We start from the raw sequence: 5382 nt of genomic DNA on the forward strand, positions 1-5382 counted from the left end.
TGTCCGGCGGTGTCCTACTCTCCCACACCCTCCCGGGTGCAGTACCATCGGCGCTGGAGGGCTTAGCTTCCGGGTTCGGAATGAGACCGGGCGTTTCCCCTCCGCCATGACCGCCGTAACCTTATCAACATGTCAAACAACACCAACACCAACACGCTTGTTGGGGTGTTGTTTGTTTGTTGTGAGTTACACAGTGGACGCGTAGCAACTTTGATAGTCAAGTCCTCGGCCTATTAGTACCGGTCAACTGAACCCGTTACCGGGCTTACATTTCCGGCCTATCAACCCAGTCGTCTAGCTGGGGGCCTTACCCCCACAAAGTGGGGTGGGATACCTCATCTTGAAGCAGGCTTCCCGCTTAGATGCTTTCAGCGGTTATCCCTTCCGAACGTAGCTAACCAGCCGTGCCCCTGGCGGGACAACTGGCACACCAGAGGTTCGTCCGTCCCGGTCCTCTCGTACTAGGGACAGCCCTTCTCAAGTATCCTACGCGCACGGCGGATAGGGACCGAACTGTCTCACGACGTTCTAAACCCAGCTCGCGTACCGCTTTAATGGGCGAACAGCCCAACCCTTGGGACCTGCTACAGCCCCAGGATGCGACGAGCCGACATCGAGGTGCCAAACCATCCCGTCGATATGGACTCTTGGGGAAGATCAGCCTGTTATCCCCGGGGTACCTTTTATCCGTTGAGCGACACCGCTTCCACACGCAAGTGCCGGATCACTAGTCCCGACTTTCGTCCCTGCTCGACCCGTCAGTCTCACAGTCAAGCTCCCTTGTGCACTTGCACTCAACACCTGATTGCCAACCAGGCTGAGGGAACCTTTGGGCGCCTCCGTTACCCTTTAGGAGGCAACCGCCCCAGTTAAACTACCCACCAGACACTGTCCCTGAACCGGATAACGGTCCGAAGTTAGATACCCGAATCAACCAGAGTGGTATTTCAAGATTGCCTCCACCCATACTGGCGTATGAGCTTCACCGGCTCCCACCTATCCTACACAAGCCGACTCAAATACCAATGTCAAGCTATAGTAAAGGTCCCGGGGTCTTTCCGTCCTGCCGCGCGTAACGAGCATCTTTACTCGTACTGCAATTTCGCCGGGCCTGTGGTTGAGACAGTGGGGAAGTCGTTACGCCATTCGTGCAGGTCGGAACTTACCCGACAAGGAATTTCGCTACCTTAGGATGGTTATAGTTACCACCGCCGTTTACTGGCGCTTAAGTTCTCCGCTTCGCCCCGAAGAGCTAACAGGTCCCCTTAACGTTCCAGCACCGGGCAGGCGTCAGTCCATATACATCGAATTACTTCTTCGCATGGACCTGTGTTTTTAGTAAACAGTCGCTTCCCCCTGCTCTCTGCGGCCATACAACGCTCCACCCGCGCGGGGCTTCACGTCTCCGGCCCCCCTTCTCCCTAAGTTACGGGGGCAATTTGCCGAGTTCCTTAACCACAGTTCGCCCGATCGCCTCGGTATTCTCTACCTGACCACCTGTGTCGGTTTGGGGTACGGGCCGCTCGGAACTCGCTAGAGGCTTTTCTCGGCAGCATAGGATCACTGACTTCACCTGAATCGGCTCGGCATCACGTCTCAGCCTTCATGACGTGCGGATTTGCCTACACGTCGGCCTACACGCTTACCCCGGCACAACCACCGGCCGGGCTCAGCTACCTTCCTGCGTCACCCCATCGCTTGACTACTACCCGCCAGGTTCCCACGCTCCCCCAGCTCGGTCCGAAGACCGCACCAGGCTCGGGTGGTTAGCACAACGAGGTTCATCAGGGACGCTCCTTCGCGGGTACGGGAATATCAACCCGTTGTCCATCGACTACGCCTCTCGGCCTCGCCTTAGGTCCCGACTCACCCAGGGCGGATTAACCTGGCCCTGGAACCCTTGGTCATCCGGCGGAAGGGTTTCTCACCCTTCTTTCGCTACTCATGCCTGCATTCTCACTCGTGCCGCGTCCACAACTAGGTCACCCCGCTGCTTCACCCCCGGCACGACGCTCCCCTACCCACCCACACACCTGCACGAAACCCCGAAGGACCTCGCGAAGTCATTGTGTGAGTGCCACAGCTTCGGCGGTGTGCTTGAGCCCCGCTACATTGTCGGCGCGGAACCACTTGACCAGTGAGCTATTACGCACTCTTTAAAGGGTGGCTGCTTCTAAGCCAACCTCCTGGTTGTCTATGCGACCCCACATCCTTTTCCACTTAGCACACGCTTAGGGGCCTTAGCTGGTGATCTGGGCTGTTTCCCTCTCGACTACGAAGCTTATCCCCCGCAGTCTCACTGCCGCGCTCTCACTTACCGGCATTCGGAGTTTGGCTGATTTCGGTAAGCTTGTAGGCCCCCTAGACCATCCAGTGCTCTACCTCCGGCAAGAAACACACGACGCTGCACCTAAATGCATTTCGGGGAGAACCAGCTATCACGGAGTTTGATTGGCCTTTCACCCCTAACCACAGGTCATCCCCCAACTTTTCAACGTTGGTGGGTTCGGCCCTCCACACGGTCTTACCCGCGCTTCAGCCTGCCCATGGCTAGATCACTCCGCTTCGGGTCTAGAACATGCGACTCAAACGCCCTCTTCAGACTCGCTTTCGCTACGGCTCCCCCACACGGGTTAACCTCGCCACATGCCACTAACTCGCAGGCTCATTCTTCAAAAGGCACGCCGTCACCCCGCAAGGCTCCGACGGATTGTAGGCGAACGGTTTCAGGTACTATTTCACTCCCCTCCCGGGGTACTTTTCACCATTCCCTCACGGTACTCGTCCGCTATCGGTCACCAGGAAGTATTTAGGCTTACCAGGTGGTCCTGGCAGATTCACGGCAGATTTCAGGAGTCCGCCGCTACTCGGGAACACCCACAGAAGACCAGCAGCTTTCACCTACCGGACTATCACCGTCTACGGTCGGCCTTTCCAGACCATTCAGCTAACCACTGGCTTTATCACTCCTCACACGAGTGTCAGCTCGTGTAGCAGGGTCCCACAACCCCGACCACGCAACCCCTGACAGGTATCACACGCAACCGGTTTAGCCTCAATCCGCTTTCGCTCGCCACTACTCACGGAATCACATGTTGTTTTCTCTTCCTACGGGTACTGAGATGTTTCACTTCCCCGCGTTCCCTCCACACACCCTATGAGTTCAGGTGCAGGTGACATCACATGACTGATGCCGGGTTACCCCATTCGGACACCCTGGGATCACAGCTCGGTTGACAGCTCCCCCAGGCCTATCGCGGCCTCCCACGTCCTTCATCGGCTCCTGGTGCCAAGGCATCCACCGTTCGCCCTTGACAACTTGACCACAAAGATGCTCGCGTCCACTGTGCAATTCTCAACAAACAACCAACCCACAACCCACCAACCCCACACCAGCAACACCACCCACAAAAAAAGGGGGCAACATCCGGTATGCGAGGCCAGGCCATGCCTGGCGCCTGGACAAGCTCCCGCTCATCCCACGGCTCTGAAAGACAACCACCACGGGTTGTTCCTTCAGGACCCAACAGGGTGCCCTACGCCTCCCCCAGCCGCACCGGAACCCCGTTCCCACCACCCCACAGGGCAGCTGTACTAAGAAAACTCCGGCCGTTGCCAAGAAAAACTCGCCAGTGTCTCCGCCAACGAGCACCCCGACCCGACATCCGCGGGCCGCGGGCTCCATACCAGCCTTCGCTGGATGGTGCTCCTTAGAAAGGAGGTGATCCAGCCGCACCTTCCGGTACGGCTACCTTGTTACGACTTCGTCCCAATCGCCAGCCCCACCTTCGACGGCTCCCTCCACAAGGGTTGGGCCACCGGCTTCGGGTGTTGCCGACTTTCGTGACGTGACGGGCGGTGTGTACAAGGCCCGGGAACGTATTCACCGCAGCGTTGCTGATCTGCGATTACTAGCGACTCCGACTTCACGGGGTCGAGTTGCAGACCCCGATCCGAACTGAGACCGGCTTTTTGGGATTCGCTCCACCTCACGGTATCGCAGCCCATTGTACCGGCCATTGTAGCATGCGTGAAGCCCTGGACATAAGGGGCATGATGACTTGACGTCATCCCCACCTTCCTCCGAGTTGACCCCGGCAGTCTCCCATGAGTCCCCAACCGAATTGCTGGCAACATGGGACGAGGGTTGCGCTCGTTGCGGGACTTAACCCAACATCTCACGACACGAGCTGACGACAGCCATGCACCACCTGTCACCGGCCCCGAAGGACCCCGCATCTCTGCGAGATTTCCGGCGATGTCAAACCCAGGTAAGGTTCTTCGCGTTGCATCGAATTAATCCGCATGCTCCGCCGCTTGTGCGGGCCCCCGTCAATTCCTTTGAGTTTTAGCCTTGCGGCCGTACTCCCCAGGCGGGGCGCTTAATGCGTTAGCTGCGGCACAGAGAACCGGAGAGGCCCCCCACACCTAGCGCCCAACGTTTACAGCGTGGACTACCAGGGTATCTAATCCTGTTCGCTCCCCACGCTTTCGCTCCTCAGCGTCAGTATCGGCCCAGAGACCCGCCTTCGCCACCGGTGTTCCTCCTGATATCTGCGCATTTCACCGCTACACCAGGAATTCCAGTCTCCCCTACCGAACTCTAGCCTGCCCGTATCGACTGCAGGCCCGCAGTTGAGCCACGGGTTTTCACAGTCGACGCGACAAGCCGCCTACGAGCTCTTTACGCCCAATAAATCCGGACAACGCTCGCGCCCTACGTCTTACCGCGGCTGCTGGCACGTAGTTGGCCGGCGCTTCTTCTGCAGGTACCGTCACTTACGCTTCGTCCCTGCTGAAAGAGGTTTACAACCCGAAGGCCGTCATCCCTCACGCGGCGTCGCTGCATCAGGCTTCCGCCCATTGTGCAATATTCCCCACTGCTGCCTCCCGTAGGAGTCTGGGCCGTGTCTCAGTCCCAGTGTGGCCGGTCGCCCTCTCAGGCCGGCTACCCGTCGTCGCCTTGGTAGGCCATCACCCCACCAACAAGCTGATAGGCCGCGAGCCCATCCCAAGCCGAAAAACTTTCCACCCACAAACATGCGTCCGCAAGTGAATATCCGGTATTAGCCCCGGTTTCCCGGGGTTATCCCAAAGCCTAGGGCAGGTTGCTCACGTGTTACTCACCCGTTCGCCGCTCGAGTACCCCGAAGGGCCTTTCCGCTCGACTTGCATGTGTTAAGCACGCCGCCAGCGTTCGTCCTGAGCCAGGATCAAACTCTCCAACAAAAACCTGAAGGAAAATCCATCCCAGCAACAAACAAAATTGTTGCCAAAGGAATCCAAACCAACCAGAAAAACTGGCCAGCCCGGGAATCAAACAAAAATTTGGCACTGGCATATCAAGCACCCTGTTGAGTTCTCAAAGAACAACCACACACC

General features: G+C 57.9%; 3 rRNA genes. All 3 read right to left on the reverse strand.

Annotated elements, in window-relative coordinates:
• Position 1: 1 nt before the first annotated feature.
• Positions 2-118, reverse strand: a 5S ribosomal RNA gene (rrf, locus tag Vse01_RS29050).
• 95 nt (positions 119-213) lie between these two features.
• Positions 214-3325, reverse strand: a 23S ribosomal RNA gene (locus Vse01_RS29055).
• 389 nt (positions 3326-3714) lie between these two features.
• Positions 3715-5229, reverse strand: a 16S ribosomal RNA gene (locus Vse01_RS29060).
• Together the 16S, 23S and 5S rRNA genes form the textbook arrangement of a ribosomal RNA operon.
• Between the last annotated feature and the right edge of the window lie 153 nt (positions 5230-5382).

This window comes from Micromonospora sediminimaris (genome assembly GCF_016863575.1).
Taxonomy (GTDB): domain Bacteria; phylum Actinomycetota; class Actinomycetes; order Mycobacteriales; family Micromonosporaceae; genus Micromonospora; species Micromonospora sediminimaris.